24 protein-coding genes and 3 pseudogenes are annotated in these 18,359 nt (G+C 38.8%); 10 read left to right on the top strand and 17 right to left on the bottom strand.

Annotated elements, in window-relative coordinates:
* The first annotated feature begins 4 nt into the window (after positions 1-4).
* The 5 genes from AUO94_RS09885 to AUO94_RS09905 are packed head-to-tail and all read left to right on the top strand — an operon-like array spanning position 5 to position 4,350.
* Positions 5-781 (top strand): ABC transporter permease, encoded by a 777-nt coding sequence (locus AUO94_RS09885; protein WP_237150211.1) that lies wholly within the window; start codon positions 5-7, stop codon positions 779-781.
* Positions 781-1,566, top strand: a complete 786-nt coding sequence (locus tag AUO94_RS09890) for an ABC transporter permease (RefSeq protein WP_058384056.1) — start codon at positions 781-783, stop codon at positions 1,564-1,566. Before AUO94_RS09885 ends, AUO94_RS09890 begins: the two co-directional genes overlap by 1 nt.
* On the top strand, positions 1,563-2,567 hold the full coding sequence (locus AUO94_RS09895) for an ABC transporter ATP-binding protein (RefSeq protein ID WP_058384057.1): 1,005 nt from the start codon (positions 1,563-1,565) through the stop codon (positions 2,565-2,567). The genes AUO94_RS09890 and AUO94_RS09895 overlap by 4 nt, the downstream gene beginning before the upstream one ends.
* 11 nt (positions 2,568-2,578) lie before the next feature.
* Positions 2,579-3,346 (top strand): DeoR/GlpR family DNA-binding transcription regulator, encoded by a 768-nt coding sequence (locus AUO94_RS09900; protein ID WP_237150099.1) that lies wholly within the window; start codon positions 2,579-2,581, stop codon positions 3,344-3,346.
* Complete coding sequence (locus tag AUO94_RS09905; RefSeq protein WP_058384059.1) at positions 3,346-4,350, top strand: histidinol phosphate phosphatase domain-containing protein; 1,005 nt, start codon at positions 3,346-3,348, stop codon at positions 4,348-4,350. The genes AUO94_RS09900 and AUO94_RS09905 overlap by 1 nt, the downstream gene beginning before the upstream one ends.
* Positions 4,351-4,447: 97 nt before the next feature.
* On the opposite strand, the gene AUO94_RS17630 is transcribed toward AUO94_RS09905, so the two are convergent.
* A complete protein-coding gene (locus AUO94_RS17630) occupies positions 4,448-4,609 on the bottom strand; it encodes a hypothetical protein (protein WP_335339249.1) in 162 nt (53 codons plus the stop codon).
* A gap of 301 nt (positions 4,610-4,910) precedes the next feature.
* Here AUO94_RS17630 and AUO94_RS09910 point away from each other — a divergent pair, with 301 nt between their 5' ends.
* Positions 4,911-5,810 (top strand): ABC transporter ATP-binding protein, encoded by a 900-nt coding sequence (locus tag AUO94_RS09910; RefSeq protein WP_058384060.1) that lies wholly within the window; start codon positions 4,911-4,913, stop codon positions 5,808-5,810.
* Positions 5,797-7,005, top strand: a complete 1,209-nt coding sequence (locus AUO94_RS09915; RefSeq protein WP_058384061.1) for an ABC transporter permease — start codon at positions 5,797-5,799, stop codon at positions 7,003-7,005. The genes AUO94_RS09910 and AUO94_RS09915 overlap by 14 nt, the downstream gene beginning before the upstream one ends.
* A 351-nt stretch (positions 7,006-7,356) precedes the next feature.
* On the opposite strand, the gene AUO94_RS09920 is transcribed toward AUO94_RS09915, so the two are convergent.
* From AUO94_RS09920 to AUO94_RS17270, 4 genes are all read right to left on the bottom strand, one after another.
* Positions 7,357-7,809 (bottom strand): GNAT family N-acetyltransferase, encoded by a 453-nt coding sequence (locus AUO94_RS09920; protein WP_058384062.1) that lies wholly within the window; start codon positions 7,807-7,809, stop codon positions 7,357-7,359.
* Positions 7,810-7,827: 18 nt separating this feature from the next.
* Positions 7,828-8,007, bottom strand: a complete 180-nt coding sequence (locus AUO94_RS09925; protein WP_058384063.1) for a hypothetical protein — start codon at positions 8,005-8,007, stop codon at positions 7,828-7,830.
* 57 nt (positions 8,008-8,064) lie between these two features.
* Positions 8,065-8,265 (bottom strand): hypothetical protein, encoded by a 201-nt coding sequence (locus AUO94_RS09930; RefSeq protein ID WP_058384064.1) that lies wholly within the window; start codon positions 8,263-8,265, stop codon positions 8,065-8,067.
* Positions 8,266-8,326: 61 nt separating this feature from the next.
* Positions 8,327-8,467: a hypothetical protein gene (locus AUO94_RS17270; protein WP_156423942.1), complete on the bottom strand. Its 141-nt coding sequence runs from the start codon at positions 8,465-8,467 to the stop codon at positions 8,327-8,329.
* 240 nt (positions 8,468-8,707) lie between these two features.
* Between AUO94_RS17270 and AUO94_RS09935 the strand changes: the two genes are divergently transcribed.
* A complete protein-coding gene (locus tag AUO94_RS09935; RefSeq protein ID WP_058384065.1) occupies positions 8,708-9,004 on the top strand; it encodes an AbrB/MazE/SpoVT family DNA-binding domain-containing protein in 297 nt (98 codons plus the stop codon).
* A 353-nt stretch (positions 9,005-9,357) separates the two neighbouring features.
* Here the strand turns inward: AUO94_RS09935 and AUO94_RS17275 are convergent.
* The 5 genes and pseudogenes from AUO94_RS17275 to AUO94_RS09955 form a co-directional block, all read right to left on the bottom strand.
* Positions 9,358-9,435: pseudogene (locus tag AUO94_RS17275) on the bottom strand (AbrB/MazE/SpoVT family DNA-binding domain-containing protein); the annotation flags it as partial.
* A 210-nt stretch (positions 9,436-9,645) separates the two neighbouring features.
* Complete coding sequence (locus AUO94_RS09940) at positions 9,646-9,879, bottom strand: type II toxin-antitoxin system RelE family toxin (protein ID WP_470382004.1); 234 nt, start codon at positions 9,877-9,879, stop codon at positions 9,646-9,648.
* 36 nt (positions 9,880-9,915) lie between these two features.
* On the bottom strand, positions 9,916-10,128 hold the full coding sequence (gene relB / locus AUO94_RS09945; RefSeq protein WP_058384067.1) for a type II toxin-antitoxin system RelB family antitoxin: 213 nt from the start codon (positions 10,126-10,128) through the stop codon (positions 9,916-9,918).
* A 236-nt stretch (positions 10,129-10,364) separates the two neighbouring features.
* Positions 10,365-11,327, bottom strand: a complete 963-nt coding sequence (locus AUO94_RS17065) for a DUF3885 domain-containing protein (RefSeq protein WP_082707526.1) — start codon at positions 11,325-11,327, stop codon at positions 10,365-10,367.
* Between the two features lie 46 nt (positions 11,328-11,373).
* Entirely contained in the window at positions 11,374-11,661 is a 288-nt protein-coding gene (locus tag AUO94_RS09955) for a hypothetical protein (RefSeq protein WP_058384068.1), read from the bottom strand.
* A gap of 286 nt (positions 11,662-11,947) precedes the next feature.
* On the opposite strand from AUO94_RS09955, the gene AUO94_RS17420 reads away from it, so the two are divergent.
* A complete protein-coding gene (locus AUO94_RS17420; RefSeq protein ID WP_237150213.1) occupies positions 11,948-12,379 on the top strand; it encodes a DUF5412 family protein in 432 nt (143 codons plus the stop codon).
* 59 nt (positions 12,380-12,438) lie between these two features.
* Here AUO94_RS17420 and AUO94_RS09965 read toward each other — a convergent pair.
* Positions 12,439-12,819, bottom strand: a pseudogene (locus AUO94_RS09965) (VOC family protein).
* A gap of 352 nt (positions 12,820-13,171) precedes the next feature.
* On the opposite strand from AUO94_RS09965, the pseudogene AUO94_RS09970 reads away from it, so the two are divergent.
* A pseudogene (locus AUO94_RS09970) lies at positions 13,172-13,806 on the top strand (copper homeostasis protein CutC).
* Positions 13,807-14,079: 273 nt separating this feature from the next.
* On the opposite strand, the gene AUO94_RS09975 reads toward AUO94_RS09970, so the two are convergent.
* The 6 genes from AUO94_RS09975 to AUO94_RS10000 all read right to left on the bottom strand — a co-directional run bounded on the left by AUO94_RS09975 (position 14,080) and on the right by AUO94_RS10000 (position 18,342).
* On the bottom strand, positions 14,080-14,589 hold the full coding sequence (locus AUO94_RS09975) for a MepB family protein (protein ID WP_058384070.1): 510 nt from the start codon (positions 14,587-14,589) through the stop codon (positions 14,080-14,082).
* A gap of 323 nt (positions 14,590-14,912) precedes the next feature.
* The gene (locus AUO94_RS17815) at positions 14,913-15,368 is read right to left on the bottom strand and encodes a glycosyl-4,4'-diaponeurosporenoate acyltransferase CrtO family protein (protein ID WP_058384071.1); all 456 of its coding nucleotides are present in this window, start codon (positions 15,366-15,368) and stop codon (positions 14,913-14,915) included.
* 95 nt (positions 15,369-15,463) lie between these two features.
* A complete protein-coding gene (locus AUO94_RS09985) occupies positions 15,464-15,694 on the bottom strand; it encodes a hypothetical protein (RefSeq protein ID WP_058384072.1) in 231 nt (76 codons plus the stop codon).
* A 222-nt stretch (positions 15,695-15,916) separates the two neighbouring features.
* Entirely contained in the window at positions 15,917-16,285 is a 369-nt protein-coding gene (locus AUO94_RS09990; protein WP_058384073.1) for a hypothetical protein, read from the bottom strand.
* 150 nt (positions 16,286-16,435) lie between these two features.
* Entirely contained in the window at positions 16,436-16,639 is a 204-nt protein-coding gene (locus AUO94_RS09995; RefSeq protein WP_237150100.1) for a hypothetical protein, read from the bottom strand.
* Between the two features lie 1,301 nt (positions 16,640-17,940).
* Entirely contained in the window at positions 17,941-18,342 is a 402-nt protein-coding gene (locus AUO94_RS10000; RefSeq protein ID WP_058384074.1) for a DUF4362 domain-containing protein, read from the bottom strand.
* Positions 18,343-18,359: the final 17 nt, after the last annotated feature.

Raw genomic sequence — 18,359 nt, forward strand, 5'->3', positions numbered from 1 at the left:
CGTGATGTTTTTTGTTTTGCCTTTAGTGAATATGTTCTTATCGAGTTTTACTGACAGCGAGGGCTTTACGTTAAATCAGTACAAAACGGCTTTGTTCAACAGTTATATCTTACAAGGATTCAAAAACAGCATTACGTTATCGGCTGTTTCTGCGATTGTCGCGCTTGTCGTTTCGTTATTTGCGGTTTACGCGATGATGCGCTTTACAGATCCCGTAAAAGAGCGAATTTTAGTCATGATCAACTTGACTTCGAATTTTTCAGGTATTCCACTGGCTTTTGCATTTATTGTGTTGCTTGGCAACAGTGGGCTGTTTACCTTATTGTTTGAGAAATGGAACATAGATGCGCTTGCTTCTTTTTCTCTATATAGCTGGAGCGGCTTGCTACTGATTTATATTTATTTTCAGTTGCCATTATCCCTCATGCTGCTGTATCCGATTTATTATGGAATTCAACAGCAATGGAAAGAAGCTGCTGCCTTATTAGGTGCGAATACAGTTCAATTTTGGATGAAAATCGGTATTCCAGTGATGCTCCCAGGAATTGTGGGGACTTTTAGTGTGTTGTTTGCGAATGCAATGGGCGCTTATGCATCGGCCTATGCGTTAACGGGAAGTGACTATAATTTAGCAGCTATCCGAATTGGAACGTTGCTATCGGGTGATATTTTTGCCCAACCGGAACTGGCCAGTGCCATCGCCGTGTTACTTGGAGCCACGATGATTTCGGCAATGGTTCTCAGTGAATGGAGCATTAAGAAAACGAGGAGAAATCTATGATGAAGAAAAAGGGAGTAGCTGACTTGTTCTTGCTGTTTCTCATGTTGTATTTACTATTGCCCATTGTGGCCACTGCGTTTTATGCTTTTGCGACGGAATGGAACAGGACAGTTTTACCAGAAGGGTTAACTTTTAAATGGCTTGCGATTCTATTTCAAGACGTGGAGTTTATCCAAGCGTTTGGACGTTCGGTATTGTTGTCAGGGAGTGCTGTAGTTCTTGCTTTTTTTTTCGTAGTCCCCGCAATATTTGTGATTGTGCTGTATTTTCCGAAATATGAAAAATGGATGCAAACCATTGTTGTGTTAGTTTATGCCTTCCCGGGTGTTATTTTAGCGGTTGGCTTGATCCGTACATATACGAAACTAGGGATACCGATGATTTTGGCAGTGTTAGGTGTCTATATCATCAGTATTTTTCCGTACATTTATCAAGGAACTCGCAACAGTCTTAGAAATGTTAATGCCAAACAATTATTAGATGCAGCGGAATTATTAGGTGCTTCAAAACGTCAAGCTTTTGTTAGAGTCTTGCTGCCGGCCATATATCCAGGATTATTTGTTGGTGCTTTGTTATCGTTCTCGATTTTATTTGGAGAATTTGTGCTGATTAACTTAGTTGTCGGCTCGCGATTTGAAACCGTTCAAATTTACTTGATGGAAAAATTGAGTACAAGCGGACATATAGCAAGTGCCGTTGTCTTTGTTTATCTTGTTTTAATGGGGATTTTGACATTGGCGATCTCCGTGTTGACTAAACAATCGAAAGGTCTGGTGAAGTCATGAGTTATGTTCAAATAGAAAACTTGCAAAAAAATTACGGCACCTCGACGGTTCTTTCTTCGATTGATATGTCGATTGAAAGAGGAGAATTCGTTACCCTTTTAGGGCCGAGCGGATGTGGAAAAAGCACCATTTTACGAATACTGGCAGGGTTAACAGAAGCAACGTCTGGTAGTGTGAAAATTGAAGACAAAAACATGGAAAAAGTTCCGACCAAAAAACGTGAAATAGGCATGGTGTTTCAATCCTACGCCTTGTTCCCTAATATGACAGTGCATGAAAATGTAGCATTCGGCTTAACGATCAATAAAACACCTGCGGCAGAAATCAAAAAAAGAGTGAAAGAAATTTTAGAAGTTGTTCACCTATCCGATAAAGAAAAAGCATATCCTCACGAATTATCCGGCGGTCAACAGCAACGAGTTGCTTTAGCGCGTGCGTTAATCGTTAAACCGAAAGTGTTACTTTTAGATGAGCCATTAAGTGCGTTGGATGCACAAATTCGAAAAAAACTGCAAGCGGATCTGCGTTCGATTCAAAGTCAAATGGGGATTACGATGATTCTCGTGACGCATGACCAAGAAGAAGCGATGGCCGTCTCTGACAAGATTTTCGTCATGAATAAAGGCGAAATTGCGCAATGTGGAACGCCTACTGACATTTACACGAAGCCCCAAACTGAATTTATTGCAAATTTTATCGGACATTACAATGTTTTTAGCAAAACACAATTAGAAGAGCTGATTGGAAAAGGCTTAACGAAAACAGGCGACAAACTAGCCATTCGTCCGGAAGCAATATCGTTTGAAGGAACTGACGCTGACTACCGGATAAAAGCGGTTGCTAAAAAATCAGTCATGAGTGGGAATGTTATTCGAACGGTTTTTCTGTCAGGAGACCGTGAGTTTTCTGTCGAGCAATTGCACCGTCGCGGACAGTCTATCGAAGTTGGAAAAGAATACGACTGCTATATCTCTCCGGAAGATGTGATTTATCTGCAATGACCTACTTAAAAATGGAGAGATTTCAATACATAGTTAAGCAATTACAAGAAAAACAGAAAATATCGGTTATGGATATTGCCGAACAACTGGACGTCGCACCAGAAACGATACGTAGAGATTTGGGCGAATTGGAAAATCGCCAATTATTAACTCGAGTTCACGGAGGGGCTATTCCGTTTTTGAAACTTCGAACGGAACCGCAGTTTAAGCGGAAACTGGATATGCAAAAAAGAGCCAAGCAACTAATTGCAAAAGCCGCTGCTAGCCGCATTGAAGATGGGGATACCATTGCCGTTGATGTAGGAACGACCACTGTGCATTTGGCCGATTATTTGGAGGGCGTGCACAACTTAACGATCGTAACAAATTCGCTTGCTGCTGCCGAACGTTTTAATCTAGCATTAGAAGAAAGACGGATAACCGGAAAAGTATTGTTACTCGGAGGCATCACCAATCCGGCACAGTCTTCAGTGGCAGGACCGGTAACTGTCGAGTGGTTAACGAAAATGAGTCTCGACAAAGTTTTTTTATCGTGTGGCGGAGTGAAAAATGGAACTGTTTTTGACTTTGATATGGATGAATCAATCGTATCGTCAAAGATGGTGGAACAAAGCAACAGCAGGATCTTATTAACTGATGCAACTAAGATTGGAGAACAATCGTTTTACAGCATCTGCAGTTTGGACGAACTAACAGAAGTGCTCTGCGATCAATCGTGTCCAGAAGACTGGTCGGAATACGAGTCGCTGTGGACAGTGGTGAAAGGTGGAGTAGAATAATGAAAATGGATTTTCATGTTCACTTAGAAGAAGGACCCTATACAGTCAAGTGGTTGGAACGAACGGCTAAAACTTTGTCATCTTTTGGAGCACCGGCCGATTTAGAAAAAGGGTCAAAAGCATTTATGCGCTGGCAAACAAAGCAATTGCAAAAGCGAGTTGACCACGGTTGCTTTAGCAGTTTTTGGTTGGATTTGTATTTAGAAAAAGCAAAGCAATTAGGCTTGAAGAAAGTTGGCATCGTGGATCATTTATACCGCTTTAAAGAAACTCGGAGTTATTTTGAAAAGAATATGATTTTGGATCCTACACACCCAATCGGAAGGGTTCAATCAGCGTGGTTAAATCATGTCATGACCGAAAATATGGTTGATTTTGTTGAGGTGATCGAAAAAGAAAAAGAAAAATGGCGGCTACAAGGAATTGAGTTAAAACTCGGAATAGAAGCGGATTATTTTGAAGGATGCGAAACGGAACTAACCGAATTATTAGGAGAATACGCGTGGGATTTTGTTATCGGATCTGTTCACTTTGTCGATGGTTGGGGATTCGATAATCCTCAAACTGCGGATGTGTTTCTAAAATATGATCTAAAAGAATTGTATAATCGGTTTTACATCATAGTAGAAAGCGCAATTCGTTCAGAGTTATTTGATTTTGTCGCTCATTTGGACAACTTAAAAGTCTTTAACTACCAAGTACAAGATATAAGCTTTAACCAAGCATGGCATGAAAAGATAGCCAACGCACTTGTCGAAACAAACACGGCAACTGAAGTGAATGCAGGGCTGTATTATCGGTACCCAGTAAAAGAGATGTGTCCAGGACCGTCTTTCTTAACTACTTTAGTAGAACGAGGAGTCGAATTTACCTTATCTTCTGATAGCCATTACCCCGACGATCTTGGGAATTACACTGCGGATAATAAGGAAATGTTGAAAAAACTAGGTGTGAAAAGCTTAGTAAGCTTTGATCAGCGAGCAAAAAAATCCCATCTTATCTGATTTAGCGACCCTAAAAACGAAATAATGAACAAGAAAACCAGGTACTAAAATGCACTGAACCCTAAGCTTAAGGTTCAGTGCGTTTTTAATGTCATGATCATGTAGTTGCAAGTCCGTCATACTCACCTATTTTGTGTTCCGATATGGAACCTCCAACTTCATTATGAGAATTAGTATACGTATGCGCAACATTGTCGCCATTATAATCTAATGTATCAAAAATTGGATCGCCCTCTGTAGTTCTTCGAAAAATACAGATTTTATCTTCTTTTTCATTTGTAAGATTTCAGGTAAATGCTCTAAATTTATCCGAATTAATGATGAGTTCTCCGTGCCCGAACAGCATGTCGCTATCCATAACAGGATTACAGGCACTTAAGAATAGGACCAATAAAATGAAAGACAAAACTTTTCGCAACACGTAACCCGCTTACATAGGGACAGCCTGAACTTATAAAGTTCATTTTGAAAACAGTATAAAATAAAGATGGGTTATAATGGGAAAAGTTCTATGTTAAGATAGATTCAAAGAGATCAATCTACTCTGTGGAGGTGTCAATATGAAGCTCGTAATCGAAGAACTAAACAAATCCTTTAACAACAAACATGTGTTAAAAGGCATTAACTTAACGATTAACTCAGGACAGATTTTTGGTTATTTAGGAAGAAACGGTGCTGGAAAAACGACATCTATGCGAATTTTGATGGATGTGTTTGAAGGAGATACCGGTTCGATTACAATAGACGGCAAAACATTCAATCCGACCGATTACCGCATTGGCTATTTGCCTGAAGAACGCGGCATGTACTCGAAATTCAAAGTAAAAGATCAGTTGATTTATTTTGCGGAGCTGCGCGGGGCAAATAAAAAAGATGCCGAGCATTCCATGAAAAAATGGGCAGAAGAATTTGGCATTGCGATTTATTTAGACCAAAAACTCGATACGCTGTCTAAAGGGAACCAACAAAAAGTGCAAATTGCGCAAGCGTTTATTTGCGAACCGGATATTTTGATATTGGATGAGCCGTTTTCAGGACTGGATCCGGTAAACTCAAAAATTTTCCAAGATTCGTTATTAAATTACATTCGAGAAGATCGCATCATTATTTTTTCTTCCCATCAAATGGGGTACATCGAGTCGTTTTGCGATGATATTGCCATTATTAATGATGGCAAGATTGTATTAGATGGAGATTTAAACGACATTCGAAAGAAAATGGGCAAAGGCAAGCTGCGCTTACGGTTTGCAGATCAAGACAACGTAAGTTTTCTGTCAGGCTATGACTATACTCTTGAAAAACAAGATGTTATTTTAACGCTTCAACCAAACGAAACCAAACGTTCTTTTGTGGAAGGCATATTTAGCCGAGGAATAGAACTTACAATGTTTATGGATTACTTACCAAGTCTCCAAGAAATCTTCATTGAGAAAACAGGTGATCAAAATGAAAAAGCTTAAAACCGTTTTTGCGTTTGAATTTCTTGGCATGATTCGAAAGAAAAGCTTGCTCATTACCACGGCCATCATGTGCATTATTACGCTGCTCATCACCACCATTCCGAGCTTCGTGATTTGGTTTGGAAGCGACGAAACAGAAGAAGACGCTGCGAAAAACGAAGAACTTGTCGTCGTCTATGAAAATGAAGAAATCAAAGACGCCGTCAGTCCGGTGTTTGGAAAAGAAAGCTACGCAACCGAAGACGAATTAAGAAAAGCCATACAAAACGAAGAGGAGACAGCCGGATTTGTCGTAAAAGATTACGACAGCTACACCTACATCTCTTTTGACAGCACGACGGATTCGACCGAGCAACTGGTTTTTGAATCGCAGTTAAAGCAACTGAACGAAAATCGTTTGTTTGACGAAAAAGGCATCGACAGTCAAGAAGTTCGTGAAATTTTAGCGCAACCAATCGAACAAGAAACGGTATTTCTTGGAAAAGATGCCCAGTCAGGCACCGCCATTGCGTTTGCAGTCATGATCACGATGTACATGCTCATTCTGCTTTACGGGGCGAACGTCGCGACATCCGTAGCGAGAGAAAAAGATTCCCGTACGATGGAGCTACTCATTACCTCAAGTAACCCCCGAACCCTCATCCTTGGGAAAGTAGGAGCAGTTGGGTTAACAGGAATGCTGCAAGTCGCTGCCATTCTCTTATTTGGGGTCATTGGGTTTATGTTAAACAAAGAAAATTACCCACAGTTTGTGCTAGACCTGGTGCAAGGATCAATGACAGGGGACGTATTGCTCGTGTACATCTTGTTCTCCGTAATGGGGTATATTTTATACTTGTTTATTTACGCCGCATTAGGCAGCTTGGTGTCCAAAGTAGAAGATGTTAACTCATCCGTAACACCAATTACGTTCTTGTTTATTTTGGCGTACTTTGCCGCCACATTTGCGATGAACGCACCTGATAACGCAGTCGTAAAAGTCACTTCGTTTATCCCGTTTATCTCACTATTTACGATGCCGATTCGGTATATGCTGACCAGTGTGCCGATGACTTCTCTGCTCATTTCAAGTGTGATTATGGTGGGGACCGTCGTATTGTTCGCCGCGTTATCGATTCATATTTACAAATTCGGTTCCTTGAATTACGGCAACCGCCTCAAGTTCAAAGACGTCGTCAAATCGTTTAAAAAATAAAAAAAAATCTTGCGAAAGCAAGATTCAGCTTGTAGACAAAAGAATAATTATTCATTTTTTTGTATGCATCTAGGATTCTCCGCACCAAGCGGACGCTTTGCGACGAAGCTAGCGCAGCGATGCAGGAGCATATCTTTGCCCTTCGCCACTTGGTGCTCCGAATCCTTAAGTGAGTAGATGAAAAGGCTTGATCATGTATTTTTATGGTGAAGTGTACTAAAGAATCTCACTTTGACTGAAGTTGAGCCCACCGGAAAGCGAAGTGGCCAGCTCAGTTGGAGATTATACATCACTATTCAGTTTAATAAGACTTTGTCTACAGTCTAGAATCTTGCGAAAGCAAGGTTTTTTTTATGGACAAATGAATTTCATGCCTTCGTGGCTTGCGATAAATCCTAATCGTGCATAAAAACGATGAGCATCCTTCCGTTTTTTATCTGTGGTTAACTGAACGAGTCCGCAATGTTCGGCTTTGGCAATGGCCATTGCTTCTTTAAACAAAGCTTCGCCAACTTGGGTTCCACGCTGATTTTGAGCAACACGCACACCTTCAATTTGGGCGCGTTTCATGCCTTGCCTTGCTAGACCCGGAATAATCGTCAGTTGAAGACAGCCAATAATCGAAGCTCCTTCAACAGCTAACAGGAGCTGGTTTCCAACTTGAGCTTCTATCGCGTTAAACGCTTCGATGTAAGAGTCTGGCAAAGGAGTTTCATACCGTTCACGCGTAGTACCCAATTCGTCATCTGCTAGAAGCTGAACAATGTTAGGTAGGTCCTCTATAACAGCTTTTCGGAAAATCATTCGAAATTCACTCCTTTTTTATTTGACGACTTTACGATTGCTAGCTGGATGATTTTTCTTGTAATTTAAAATCATGAGTGGCATGCCAAGTATGGCCACAATCAAAACCGGTACAAATCGGTTATTTAGCAGGCAGTAAAGAAGTACGATGGCGTAAATTGCCATAATTAGCGAGTGGTAGGCGTAATATTTTTTCAATTCTAGTCCTCCTGTTCTATATCCATCCTTGATCCAAAGTAAAGCTCGAGGTAGCCGTCAGGACGAAGACCCCTTCATCCGAGTAACCAAAAAAGTGCTGACGAAAAAATAATAAATAGCCAAAATAGCTAACGCATCTGCTGCGACAATGAGTAACTCACCATTTCGAATGACAAATCGCCACAGCAACGAACTGAACAGAAATAGTACGGGAAACAAAATGAAGTAATCGAAGAAAACCAATTTTGGGTGGTTCATGCGCATTCACTCCTATGGCCTCAACACTAGCTGGAGATGAACCAACACTCAAGCTTCAAGATTATTCCATTTTCACGTCATCAAAAGCCTTATGCACAACGCGGGCGTACAGAAACTTCGCAGGGTACAACGCTAGAATAATAGCGACTACTTGAATGACGGTCTTGCTCCATCCCATCAAGTTCCATGCTTTTTTGTTCATGTGCCTGTTCCTCCTTGGTAAAAATCCAAAATGTCTATAACCTTATTACGAATCAGCTACGCATTCGTTTCATTGTTTCAAGCAAAATGCCTAGGGCTAAAAAAATAGACTTATTCTCTGGAGTTTTTCTAAAATGTAAGCACAGAAATAGCAGGGAAGTGATATAATGAGAACGTGCGTTCCTTTCGGTAAGGAAGGAACCTGACCAGAACGTGTATGTAACAAAAGGAGAGTGTGCCCATGAAAACTACAGGAATCGTAAGAAACACAGACTCACTTGGACGCATCGTCATTCCGAAAGAACTGAGAAGCGGAATGGAAATGAGCGTTGGAGATCCCGTGGAGATTTTAGTAGAAGAAGATGTGATTGTGTTGAGAAAATACCAACCCGCCGGTGCTTGTTTGGTAACAGGTGAGGTATTAGTGGAAAACAAAGAATTTGCGCCAGGGCTCACCTTAAGTCTGACAGGCGCGCGCATTCTCTTGCAAGAGCTGCAAAACAAGAAAGCGAATCTTGGATCAACAAAGAAGGAATGACCGAAATCGTTAAATACATGGGAAGTGAATGAAGAAAAGACTGTCAGAGCATCAAAACCCGGCAGTCTTTTTCTAATGGAATGATTTATCCCGATTTTTGCGTTTATCCGTATGTTATGAATAAAGTTAGTAGCAATGCAAAAAAAGATTAACAAACTTCTCCCTAACACATGTGGAAGTTTGCGAAGATGAAATAATGAACAGCAAAATTCAATTAATCAAAAATGTATAAAATGCAGGATTGGATGAATAAATGAGGAAATAAAACGATCCACCGTGATTCGCATTGTGAAGAGGCGTGGTAGGTTCTGTAAGCTTCACTATATAATTTTTCATCGAAAGTGGCTACTCTTGGATCTTCTCAACTCGATCGGCGTGACAATGCGGCCAAGCTGATCGACTTTCCTCATAATACAGGTACTCTTCATCATAAGACTCCTTCATTTCTGTAATCATCATACTCTTACTCATTCTACTTATTCATGAAGCAACGCGTCCAATTTATGAACCGCTTGGAAGAGGTTATAGTCCGAGGAGAAACCAATTGATATAAAGATTTTCATGACGGTCATTCCAGTCAAATGCTTACTGTGGAATATGAAAAACAGGTGCAGCCTATTGAAGCGCATGCACCTGTCTTCTTATTCGTAGATATCTTTTCGATGCCCAACATCGATAATGGTAATAATGATCTTTTCGTCTTCGATCAACGCTAAAATACGGTAATCACCAACCCGGTAACGCCACTTGCCTTTGTGGTTTTCAACAAATGCCTTGCCTTGTATTCGTGGATCGTCGGTATCCTTCAAGTTCTTTTCAATCCAGCCAATCAGGAGAGAGGCCTGGTACCGGTCCATCTTTTTTAATTTCTTCAACGCGACATCTGAGAAATGAACTGCATACATCGTTGGTTATAAACCCAATTCTTTTTTGACGTCATCCAAGGAATGGGTTGTTTCCATAGTGGCAAGGACCCGGTCAAAGTTTTCGACATCCAGTTCATCTTCAATCTTCTCGATGATGGCATTCCGCATCAAATCCGAAACAGATGTGTTTTTCAGTTTGGCGTAGTCGCGGATGAGTTTGCTGTCGCGGTCATCCACACGCAAAGAAATAGTGGCCATGAATAAAACCCCCTTCTGCTCTTTGTAATACATTGTATTACATTTTGTTTTGTTTGTAAAATGATAGATTTTGAATTCTTGTATACAGCGATTCTCGTTGAAGTTCAATACATATACGCAGTTTGATAGAGAAAATAGAGGAATATCGATACTGATTTTTCGAGTAAAATCTTTCCTTTGAATTCACTTATTCCTTCGAAATTTTTGTACTAAAACCGTCTCCACCACAACCTTAACTAAAAAGCTTTTCTCACAGACCATCCTAAATACGCGCCTTCATATTTCTTCGAATACAAAGACATAAGCTCAGTTTGGTAATCAATAACGGCCAAAGCGTCTGTTTTGGTTACTTTTAAATGGCTACACGCGCAATTTTTCGTATCGATAAAAAGAGTGAAACCAGTTTCAGATAGTTCATTGATACACTCATCTGTCTTGTCATTCGGTATGACAAGCGTATGGGTGATGTGACAAGTATTGTCCTGAAATAAATCAATGTTCGTTTCTTTTACTTGTAGCTGGTCGGCTTTAATTCTTTTCTCTTTCTCATCAGTAGTTTCAACGTAAGTGTATAATCCTTCTTCAAAAGCATAATCTATTTCAATCCGGTTATAGTCTAAAATCCACTTTCTGAACTTATGATATAGGGGGGCAAGCGTATCCTTATTTAAGCCGAAAACGTCACATCCACGATCGTCGTACATGTGAAATACGAGGTCTTTTTCTGTGTTCATAAAGTATACAGATTCGCCAATAGAAGGATCTCGACCTTGCTCATAATTCCCAATGCCTTTCAGTATTTCTCGGTAGTGAATAGAGGCTAATTTTGCATAGACAATTTTCACGTTGAATTCATTTTTTAGTTCTATCGTGTTGCCTGTTAACTCGTCAACATCCTCATCGATATCGTACAAAATGTCCTCTTCAATCCTTTGGTTACTTAGTAAATCAGTAAGATACGTTGGTGTGTTATTTCCAAACATACTATCTTCTGTCCCACCGTAATCTTTGATGTAAAGATAAATAAACTCGTCCGGCTTGAATACCTCTTCGAACAAGCTAGTCACTCTTGTCGTAACTTGATCGATTCTTGCTTCAGTTCCATTTTCATGCGGACTGCCTAGATCAAACCTTACATACAACTCACTCGTTAAGTTAGGGAAATTGCTTTCTAGGTACTTCAATAAGGTCTCTTTCATTCGTATTCCTTTCTTAAATGGATTCTGTCCTAAATTTGAATTAATCCTATTTATTTTTGTTTTTCAGTTCTAACAGAATAGGCGTTATATTCAATAAAATCGATAGGATGGTTAACACCCACAACGCGCCTGCCATTATCGGAACTACATCTAGTAAAGCAGACCAATCTTCCGCCTCTACCCAGCTCGACACCATACTATAATCCGCGACTACAGTTAACGCTGTAAAAGATAAGCCCATGGCCATCGCCAATTTATAATCTTTGCCTGTCGCATACATAGCAAGATTTATACAAGTTGCTATTATTGCCATAGCGCCTAGTAGAAACCACATAGCTATCCCTCCATTTACGCAAAACATGATTAGTAAGTAAGACAGAATGGGCAGGCAATTAGTTTCTTAATACAAATGGAAATTTACTTAAATATACAGGATTGAAAAGACTTGAAAAAAAGTTCCTTTTTTAGTTCTCCTCTCCATATTCTGAATCCTCCTACTAAAGTATTTCGTTAGTAATAAAAGATATCCTACGCCATATAAAAAAGAAGGCATGGATTGCAGATGTGGAGGTCGTAATTTGAATAATGACTTGTTTCATTTTTTAACGATAGCTGTTCTTATGGTTTTGGTACTAACCGTCATTTTATTGATCATTCTAATAAGTAGACTTGGTATAAATCTCTTTAAAAGGGACAAAATTTTCCCGAGAAGGAATTTGGTAGTCGTAGTTACAGGTGCAATCGTAGTTTCTTTTTACGCTCTTAATTGGCAGTTCAACTCAAGTTTTTTACCAGAGGGCTATCTAAACGAAAGATTAACTTCGCCTAATGGGGAATATGAAGTGAGAATTTATCATTATTCGGGATTGATCGATTATAAAAATGTGAGAGTTTCCATTTTTGATAAAGACCGTGAGAAATCAGAAACGATCTATTATAACTTCGTAGATGGACCATTAAATGTCGAGTGGGTAGATGAAGAAACACTAGCTATTAACAACATGGTGTTAACGATTCATGAGGACAGCTACGATTTTCGGAAAGAAAACTAAAGCAGCGTCGCAAAAGCGGTGCTGCTTTAGTCATTGCCACTAGATGTGGATGCAAAAACTCACTTGCCTGCTTCCATAACTGCAAAGTAATTCTGTTCACTGTCCGCAAAGTTGAATACTCTGCCAGTAGGCATTTCCACTATTTTTCCGGTAGTAACGCCTTTATTTGTTAAGTCGGTATATAATTTATCGAGATTTCCGGTTGAGAACATTAAAGAGGGTGTACCTAGATTTAGTTCCGGAGACATCTTAGCAATTACTTTTTTATCGTGTAAAATAATACTTGTCTCTGAGTCTTTCGATGGAGCAATTTCGATCCATCTCATGCCATGAGTAGTTTCTTCTGCAATAATACTGAAGCCTACTTTTTTTGTCTAAAAACGTATTGCTTTTTCTTGATCGTCTACATAAAGCATAATTTGACCGATTTTGTTAATCATTAAGGTTTCTCCTCCTTCTTTTTTTAAGTTTACCCATTTTAGTTATCAATTAATAAGTATTTCAATGAACCTAGGCGACCAGTAGTAAATACCGTTCTTGTTAGGTGGAAAAGCAAGGAAATTAGGAAATGCATAGGAAAAGTGAAATGACTCTAGGCAAAGATAAAAGTTAAAAGAATGTGCAACATAATGGGATGCGTTTATAGGACCCATACGATAAAGCTATGAAAAAGAAGATTATGATGGATCTGGCGCACTGGGGTTCAGTATAATCGTCCAGTCTGAAAGGAAATGAAAAATGAGTATAGAAGTCATTGTACAAAATGAACAGGAAGCAATCCAAGCAGAAAAAATGGGAGCAGCTAGACTAGAACTTGTCTCCTCCATCGATGAGGGAGGGTTAACACCGAGCTTTGAAACCATCAAGCAAGTGTTGAACAGTGTGACGGTACCGGTTCAAGTAATGATACGTCCTCACAGTCGAGATTTTTTTATAGCGATTCAGAAATGAACACAATCATCGAAGATGTCAAAAATGTGTTGAATTTGGGTGGTCACGGAATTGTATTTGGAGCTTTAACAAAGGATTACGCAATAGATGAACAAGCACTAGAAAAAGTCATTGCGGTGTCTGATCAGCTCGATATCACATTCCACCGCGCGTTTGATGAAATTGACGATCAGCTGTATGCATATAGGGCATTAGCGAACTACAAAAAACAAGTGAAACGAATTTTAACATCTGGTGGTCATGTGGATTGTTTGAAAGGCAAGAACCAGTTAAGAAAGTTAGTCGAGTTATCAAAAGAGATGGAAGGCCCGTCTATTCTGTGTGGTGGGGGATTAACGCCGACGAATATAGAAGAAATCCATCAAACTGTGAGGGCTAGCGAGTATCATTTGGGGAGCGGCGTCCGAAAAAATGGTTCTTATGCAGAAGGGTTTGACAAAGAAGTAATGGAGCAAGTCACAGAAATGAAGGCTTAGCACAGAACATCCACCAGAAGAACGGATGAAAAAAGGGTAGATCCGAAGACAAGGGCCAATATTCAGGAGTTTACGGATGATTTTGCTGTAAGTATAAGGTCTTTGCAAGTGTTTCTCATCAATGACCCTAGCGAGCAGTTAAAGCTCTGATTCCTTACTTCTTCGGAAGCACCACAAGCTAAATTAAAAAATGAAAAAAGCCGTAGTCAAAAACAACCATGTTTTGACTACGGCTTTCTACATTTTCATCGCAATTAATAGCTATCCCAAATGTTAGTGGCAATACAATTCTGTGATTTTTTCTTTGAGTAAGGGCTTCGAAAGTCGCATATCAATAAAATAGGGCAGCTGCCATTGCTGTGTTTTTATCGCTTGTTTGCTAGTGGGATGATCCCAGCTTGGGTAGACCCGCATGGCCATTTTTCCTTTGGTGACACTAGATTTAAGGATGGTGTGTTTAAGAAGAACTTTTTTCGGAAAGACAAACTGACCAAAGTCATGGCCGTTTTTAAATACGATTACCACCAATAAATCCGGTGCTTCGTCGTACAAGTAAGGTTGGTTTTCATTGTTTTCGTCTTTTTCCCAAAAAGCGACAAACTGCCCTGTTTTTTTGGGTGTGACATTCGCTACGCGGAATCGAATGGTTCTAAAGGATAGTTGAAATGTACCTGCACCATACATCGCGTTTTGTTTTTCTTCTTGAATCGACGTTACCACCAAATTATAGGGTTTATACAGTGTGTTAGTTAAATAGGTTAATGCTGTATAAAAATCATTCATGCTACAACTCCTGAAATTCATAGTGATAAAAATAGAAAATGGCCGATATTGTTCTCCCGCCAATTTCTTACACTTATTTCGATTTGTTTTTACCAAGTTTCTCATTGCCATGTTTGAAGTTGCCAGTAATTTTAGCCAATAATAACTGTACTTCTGTAATATTGTTTTCAACTTTACTGATTTTAGCTATGAGACGCTCAGCTTCTTTGTCTCTTATTATTTTAATTTGTTTCTCACCAAAAACATAACTACCGTTCCTTTTTTCCCTACTTCAAAGGCAAAAGGTTCTTCGCTCAATCTCTTTCGCTTGTCTATTTCACCCACTATCCTACCTCCCTTCCACTTTCATCTAGCTCATTTGTTGAAGAGTACCCTTTCCTGAATTTCACGTTGAGTAATCTCGGACGATTATACCTTTGAATTAAGTAGTAGGGAATATGAATGAAAAAATTAACGATGGAACAAATAAAAGCCATTAGTAAATACGCATTTGGGTTAACTACTAGACAAAGAAAATCCAATACAGCAGTAGTTAAGTGCCCAAATTCAGCATAATAGGGTTGCATAATTAGTGTATGTAGATAGTCGGAGGTTAGCTTGGTTTTTAAGTTTTTAAGCGTGGCATTCATCGCCGGCAATTTATCTTTCCGTTTTTTAATTCGGATTGATTTGGATGGTCTACTTTCGAATGCTTTTTCTTTGAAAAAGAAATTGTTTTGGAAAGTTTCTTTAGGCAATATGTGACGCTGTAGTTGAGTGTCACCCAAAATGAGGATCATCTAGATGGTAACTGACAAATGTTCACCCCCCTAATTAAACTTCAGCATATTTTACTAGAAAGATGACCCGTTCGGTTAAGGCTCGTGGTGCTGACTTACTTCTGAGGCATAGTAAACGTCACAGCAGAACCAGGGCTTTCTTCGATTTTCGCAAATAGTTCACTAAGAATTTCGATGGCTCTTTCATTGGATTCATATTTCCCAATCGTTTTATTCCATTGATCTAAAAAGCTGTTTTCGACAAAACCTTGAATGTATTTTCCTTTTACCGAAACATCTTTTACATTCATCAGGCTCTGTTTGTTTTGTGAAAGTATCGATAACATAAAACTCATCCTTTCCAGGTAAATTCTAAACAGCTGCTAATTGCGTCGAGCACATTTTCTTTTAACCAATAACCATGTTCGGTTTTGGGATATGGAATGACATCAGTCCGCATTCATAGATTACGCCTTATAAAAATTGCTGAATAAAAAACGTTAAAACAAGTAAGATGCAAAGGCTGAGTAAAAACCAACGCACTATTATTAAATGAAATTTCACTCTAGTCATTCACTAAAATAATCCCTTATATCTTTCGGTAACTCTTCTACTGTTAAAATTTTTAATTTTCGTGTTCCAGGAGAAGTCATAATGACATAAGTTTTTTCGTCATACGCAAACAACGTCATTTGGCTTATGCTGTTTGCAATCGACTTTTCACTTTTAATGTAATCAAAGTCTTCTTTCTTAAAATTATCTTCATAGCCTGCCAAATTTAAGTTTTGAACTTGTTCGAAATCATCTGCAAAAGCAATAGCTTGATATAATTCAAGTGAGTTTCTCGGTTTACTAAAGTATAAAGAATAAATTAAAACACCATTTATTATCAAAATCAAAGTAGTGAGTATTATTAATGTGCGTTTCTTTATAAACATTAGCCACTCTCCTTAAAAAAATTCTCGACAACTGCACTCGTTACTTGAATACAAGCATGAACTATAATTTATTGTGGTTATATCTTTGTATTGCAGTTACAACAAGGGCAATCAAGAAAGTAACAATACTATTTATTAGTAAATAGTATCCTACTTGCAAGCCGTAAAATAATGGAGAGCGTCACGGATAACTAAAAGTGCGATTAAACCACCGATTGCTCCAAACAAAACCGCTAATAAAAATAGGATAAAAGCGGCATCGTATAAATTCGCCCTCTTTTTATAGAAGATAAATCCCGTAAGGTTTGCACCAACAATAAAAAATCCCATAAGGATTAAGAAAAAACCGCTCATTAGAGTCTCCTTTGTCTGGAACAGCCTACTAAAAATGCAGTAAGTCTAAATTTAGCGTGTTCCAATAAGAATAACGAACATCATCATTTCCGAAAATTAATTCTTGGTATTCAGTAGACGCCAAATCCCTTTGGAACCACTCATATCTCTTGAGATACTTAGTATTTTTCTCATAATCGTACAGACTCATCGCCCATTCGATAAATGCAGTGACAAGAGAAAATACATCTCAATAGGACTAATTTCCAGTATCTCTAAAATCCTATTCATCAATCGTGCTGATTCAACAAAATATGAATCAGCACGATTTCTAAGCGCCTAAGGGTAAATGCAAAATCAACCTAGGTTTCCGCATCTAAACGTTGCTTGATACAGCGAGGGAACAAATACGCTGACAGGGCTCGCCGGTTGATTCCGATTAGCGTGGATTTTGAGACGTTATTACTTTATACGAACGAGTTTATGGTTTCGTTTCACTTTTTCATTATTTCGTTTGAAACGGTTAAAGAACGTATGTTGCAACTGTTAGTAATAGGAGGGAATCGAGTCGTTTTCTTCACAAGAAAATGCGATCGTTTCTGTAGAAACAGTATGTATTTCTTTAACAGAATGAGTGAGGAGTCTTTCGTGTGAAGGTATCTCTTTATGAAGTTATGGAGTTTTTATTTGGGGTATTAGAAGATTTACTAAGAAATTTTTACTAAAAGATCGAAAAAATCATGTGGGCTTTGGTAGTTTTTTCTCATATCATTTATCTTCATAGACACAACTACAGACTCACAGAAAGGTATGCAACTAGCAGCGATAGAAGAGTCTGAAGAACAGGCTAAAGTAGATGAAGAGGTTGCCATTGCAAAATAGAAAGAAGCTAAGTTAGGAGAGCTTCGATTAGCTGAAGAAAAAGAAAGAATAGCTACTCAGAAAAAAGCTGAGCAAGTAGCAGCTACTGAAAACTTAGTACTTGAACAACAAGCTGCACAAGAGGTTGCTGCTAATATTTGGGTCGCTTCAGGAAACTTCAGTAATTGCACAGAACTTCGAACTGGTTATCCATGAGGAGTTCAGAAGGGCCATGCTGCCTACCAATCGAAAATGATCGTGATAAAGATGATTTCGCTTGTGAAGCATAAAAATTTACAAAAAAATAAGCTCCTCAGCCTTTTTAAAAGTTGAGGAGCTTATTAATTTATAAACCAATTCAGAAATTCAAATCTACCTAATTAAAAAATTCAACCACTCATCAGTGATACCAAGTTTCGTTCTGCTGAAATTTATTGATGTTTTCTCCAGTCATTAAAAAGTTACTCTAGAACTTCAAACTCGAAATACTCTCCGACTTCAGAAGAGCAACCGCTCAAACGGTAGATTCTACCTGTTTCGCTCGTTTCACTTTCTAGATGTTCGCAAGTTCCACTTTCTAATCCCGTATTTGAATCACCAAATTTATCCCGAGAGTTGTCATACGTATATGTAATAGTTTTACCATTATATTCTAGTGTATTAAAAATTGGATCGCCTTCTGTAGTTCTTTGGACAATGCGTATTTTATCTTCTTGTCCATTTTCAAGATTTCTGATAAACGTTTCAAACTTCTCCGAATTAGTTGTTATTTCCTTTTGCTCGAGCACGATATCGCTATCCTTAACGGGGTTACATGCACTTAAGAAAATGGTCAGTAAAATTAAAAGGAACCCTTTTTTCAATACCTTAACCTCCTGAA

The organism is Planococcus kocurii, assembly GCF_001465835.2.
Classification (GTDB): Bacteria; Bacillota; Bacilli; order Bacillales_A; family Planococcaceae; genus Planococcus; species Planococcus kocurii.

Excerpts from the sequence above, each read along its gene's own strand:
- AUO94_RS09885 (WP_237150211.1), top strand. The coding sequence starts at position 5 with ATGTTTTTTGTTTTGCCTTTAGTGAATATGTTCTTATCGAGTTTTACT.
- AUO94_RS09890 (WP_058384056.1), top strand. The coding sequence starts at position 781 with ATGAAGAAAAAGGGAGTAGCTGACTTGTTCTTGCTGTTTCTCATGTTG.
- AUO94_RS09895 (WP_058384057.1), top strand. The coding sequence starts at position 1,563 with ATGAGTTATGTTCAAATAGAAAACTTGCAAAAAAATTACGGCACCTCG.
- AUO94_RS09900 (WP_237150099.1), top strand. The coding sequence starts at position 2,579 with ATGGAGAGATTTCAATACATAGTTAAGCAATTACAAGAAAAACAGAAA.
- AUO94_RS09905 (WP_058384059.1), top strand. The coding sequence starts at position 3,346 with ATGAAAATGGATTTTCATGTTCACTTAGAAGAAGGACCCTATACAGTC.
- AUO94_RS09910 (WP_058384060.1), top strand. The coding sequence starts at position 4,911 with ATGAAGCTCGTAATCGAAGAACTAAACAAATCCTTTAACAACAAACAT.
- AUO94_RS09915 (WP_058384061.1), top strand. The coding sequence starts at position 5,797 with ATGAAAAAGCTTAAAACCGTTTTTGCGTTTGAATTTCTTGGCATGATT.
- AUO94_RS09920 (WP_058384062.1), bottom strand. The coding sequence starts at position 7,809 with ATGATTTTCCGAAAAGCTGTTATAGAGGACCTACCTAACATTGTTCAG.
- AUO94_RS09930 (WP_058384064.1), bottom strand. The coding sequence starts at position 8,265 with ATGAACCACCCAAAATTGGTTTTCTTCGATTACTTCATTTTGTTTCCC.
- AUO94_RS17270 (WP_156423942.1), bottom strand. The coding sequence starts at position 8,467 with ATGAACAAAAAAGCATGGAACTTGATGGGATGGAGCAAGACCGTCATT.
- AUO94_RS09935 (WP_058384065.1), top strand. The coding sequence starts at position 8,708 with ATGAAAACTACAGGAATCGTAAGAAACACAGACTCACTTGGACGCATC.
- relB (WP_058384067.1), bottom strand. The coding sequence starts at position 10,128 with ATGGCCACTATTTCTTTGCGTGTGGATGACCGCGACAGCAAACTCATC.
- AUO94_RS17065 (WP_082707526.1), bottom strand. The coding sequence starts at position 11,327 with ATGAAAGAGACCTTATTGAAGTACCTAGAAAGCAATTTCCCTAACTTA.
- AUO94_RS09955 (WP_058384068.1), bottom strand. The coding sequence starts at position 11,661 with ATGTGGTTTCTACTAGGCGCTATGGCAATAATAGCAACTTGTATAAAT.
- AUO94_RS17420 (WP_237150213.1), top strand. The coding sequence starts at position 11,948 with ATGGTTTTGGTACTAACCGTCATTTTATTGATCATTCTAATAAGTAGA.
- AUO94_RS09975 (WP_058384070.1), bottom strand. The coding sequence starts at position 14,589 with ATGAATGATTTTTATACAGCATTAACCTATTTAACTAACACACTGTAT.
- AUO94_RS17815 (WP_058384071.1), bottom strand. The coding sequence starts at position 15,368 with ATGATCCTCATTTTGGGTGACACTCAACTACAGCGTCACATATTGCCT.
- AUO94_RS09985 (WP_058384072.1), bottom strand. The coding sequence starts at position 15,694 with ATGTTATCGATACTTTCACAAAACAAACAGAGCCTGATGAATGTAAAA.
- AUO94_RS09990 (WP_058384073.1), bottom strand. The coding sequence starts at position 16,285 with ATGTTTATAAAGAAACGCACATTAATAATACTCACTACTTTGATTTTG.
- AUO94_RS09995 (WP_237150100.1), bottom strand. The coding sequence starts at position 16,639 with ATGAGCGGTTTTTTCTTAATCCTTATGGGATTTTTTATTGTTGGTGCA.